Annotated in this window: 2 protein-coding genes; one reads left to right on the top strand and one right to left on the bottom strand. The window is 40.0% G+C overall.

Features of this window, described 5'->3' with window-relative positions; translation table 11 throughout:
• Positions 1–296 precede the first annotated feature (296 nt).
• Complete coding sequence (locus A1232T_RS12370; RefSeq protein ID WP_007394850.1) at positions 297–941, bottom strand: DUF411 domain-containing protein; 645 nt, start codon at positions 939–941, stop codon at positions 297–299.
• 239 nt (positions 942–1,180) lie between these two features.
• Here A1232T_RS12370 and lnt point away from each other — a divergent pair, with 239 nt between their 5' ends.
• Positions 1,181–2,749 (top strand): apolipoprotein N-acyltransferase, encoded by a 1,569-nt coding sequence (gene lnt, locus A1232T_RS12365; protein WP_077449698.1) that lies wholly within the window; start codon positions 1,181–1,183, stop codon positions 2,747–2,749.
• The last annotated feature ends 249 nt before the right edge of the window (positions 2,750–2,998 follow it).

The following is a 2,998-nucleotide window of genomic DNA, read 5'->3' as shown; positions in this document are numbered from 1 at the left end:
ATATAGATGCTAATTCCCTACTAGCTTATGTAATATTACGTAATTGTTTCGATACATCCTGTATATTCTTGTATTAACCCTTAGTCATTTATCTATTTTAAGGGTTAATAACCGATAAATTCGCTTACATTGTCATCAAAAGTTACAAATTCAAAGTTATTTTTAATTTTAAAGTCGCAATAGCTAATGAATTTTTTGATGAAGAATCATTTTATAAGCAATAGAACAGTCTTATACCTACCTCATTTACTTTTAACGCTAACACTATAATCAAAGTATTCTTAACTGCTAACACACTATAATTGCTGCTCTACCGATTCAATATCAGCATAAACTTGGGTTGTCCCGTCTTTATTGAGCTGCATAACCTGATAGGGCATGAATTTATTTTGATACTCCATACCTGGGCTACCAATAGGCATGCCAGGTACGGCAAGACCCATAGCTTGTACTGGCGGATTTTCTAAAAACTGCGCCATATATTTAGCGGGTACATGACCTTCAAAGACGTAACCATCCGTAGTGACTACAGTATGGCAAGAACGCATTTCATTTGGAACGCTGTAGCGCTCTTTAAATACGGCTAAGTCCGCAACATCTTGCGCGGTTGCACTTAGACCATTATCTTCTGCATGACTTATCCATTCTTTACAGCAGCCGCAATTGGCATCTTTATAGACAGTGGCTGATACGTTTTTTAGTAAGTCTGGTTTACTTACTGATGTCATCATAGAATTATTTATAACGTTTGGTTCAGCTGTCTTTGGAACAGCCAAAACATCTTCAGTTGATGCCGATGTTGTGCTTGCATCAGATACGCCACTACTCGGTTGGCTACAAGCAAATAGTGATGAGGCAGCCAGTAATAATAACGTACTACGCAACCCCTTAGACAGATAACGATTGCATATAAGACTGGATTTTATTTTTAAGGGGGGCATAGTGCTTTCTCATGTACTGTAGGTATTGTGAGCTATAGAAGATCAAGTAACACTTCATATCGTTTGGTAATGTAGCATAATAACCCATTAAACGGAGTACATAAATTCATCCATTGAGCAGTGCAGGCTGGTATCATAAGCAGTTTTTATTTTAAAATACTGCCTGTAGTATTAACGGCTCTATCTAAGTTTTGGATTTTGATTAAAAATTCAAGGCTCATAATTTTGGATAATTTGCGATGCGTTTGTCTACTATTAATCTACAAAAGCGTTTGAGTACTCACTTAAATCAATTACCGCTATCGCTTACGCTAGTAGCAGCATGGCTTGCAGGAGCTATTTTTTTATTTTCGCTAGCGCCTTATGGGTTTTGGCCGCTAGCAATAGTATCACCAGCGATTTTATATGCGCTGTTGGTGACAAGTATGAGTGGTCGTCGCGCTTTTATTATCGGTGAAGCTTACGGTATGGGGCTATGGTGCGTCGGCGGCTTTTGGCTCTATACTGCTATCCATGATTATAGCGATACACCAACGTGGCTCGCATTGATTATGATTGCATTGATGGGTCTCGGTATGGGACTATTTCATGGATTGTTAGCACTAGTCTTTAACCGTATGGTAGGCAAACAACCCTTTTCATTTGCTGCTCTTTGGGTGCTACAAGAATGGTTAAAAACTTGGTTATTCACAGGCTTTCCGTGGCTGTTTGTTGGTTATGCATTTACTGAAGAGTATTGGTTATCGTCCTTAGCACCCGTTGCTGGTGTTTTTTCCGTCTCTTTTGTTGCCATACTATTGGCTGCAAGTTTAGTAGAGCTACTGCTTCGGCGCAGTAGTTATGCCATCGTTTCTGTACTGTTATTAGCCATTAGCACATCATTATGGCTGGTCAATCCGCAATGGACAAAACCTAAGGGCACACCTGATCTGTCAGTGTCATTGATTCAAGGTAATATTTCACAAGATATAAAGTGGCTGACTAAGTATCAAGTAGAAACGCTAAAGATTTATGCGAAGTTAACACGCACTGAGTGGGGACGTGATGTTGTGGTGTGGCCTGAATCATCTATTCCTATGTTTCAGGATGAGGCTGCGGGCTTTATTAGTGAAATGATAGAAATGGCTAATGCGACCAATACGACATGGATAACTGGTATCCCTTATAAGGATAAAGCGGCATTCAATGCCAGTACGGATAAGTATCCCCCATTTTACAATAGCGTGATTGCTCGAGGTGTAGAAGCGGAAGGCCTATACAAGAAGCAGCGTCTAGTGCCTTTTGGAGAGTATATTCCATTTGAAGGCGTGCTCGATATTTTCCCAAGTTTGGCCGGTAGTCAGGATATTAAGAACTATAGTCGTGGTAGTGATCAGCAGTCACCTCTAAAGGTGCGTGGACACAATATAGGGACGGCTATCTGTTATGAGGTAGCTTATCCAGATACCACGCGTAAAAATGCCATCGATACTGAATTTTTGTTGACCGTCTCTAACGATGCCTGGTTTGGCACTTCAGCAGGACCATTGCAACATTTGCAAATGGTACAAATGCGCGCGCTTGAGAACGGGCGCTGGTTTATTCGAGCGACCAATACTGGTGTTACCGCTATCATTAACCATAAAGGTCGTATTGTAAAACGCGCACCGCAGTTTGAGCGTACTGTACTACGTGGTGAGATACAGGCACGGGTTGGTAACACGCCCTTTATGCTTATGGGAAATTATCCTATCTTGATAATAATAACCTTGTTATTACTACTAAGCTATTTTGGCAAAGGTCTAACCACACTTAGAAGACGAGGGTAATAGTAAACTTAATCATAATAATTTAATCAGTGTAAGTTTTTTATTTTTTCTAGGTAACGTCCTAACGCACGTAAATATAAAAGTTTTAAACTATTGACCCCTGCCGTCAAATCCGTATACATAAACTTGGGAGATTTTAATTACGCAGCTTGACGATAATAATCAAACCACACCTGTCTTGGCGATTGATAGCCCAAACCCTTTTGAATCCTCGTCTGATTGTAGTACAGCTCGATATAACTGATAATA

The organism is Psychrobacter pasteurii (assembly GCF_900162815.1).
Classification (GTDB): Bacteria; Pseudomonadota; Gammaproteobacteria; order Pseudomonadales; family Moraxellaceae; genus Psychrobacter; species Psychrobacter pasteurii.
The sequence above is the reverse complement of the archived record's forward strand: the minus strand, read 5'-3'. Positions and strand labels throughout refer to the sequence as shown.

Excerpts from the sequence above, each read along its gene's own strand:
- A1232T_RS12370 (WP_007394850.1), bottom strand. The coding sequence starts at position 941 with ATGCCCCCCTTAAAAATAAAATCCAGTCTTATATGCAATCGTTATCTG.
- lnt (WP_077449698.1), top strand. The coding sequence starts at position 1,181 with ATGCGTTTGTCTACTATTAATCTACAAAAGCGTTTGAGTACTCACTTA.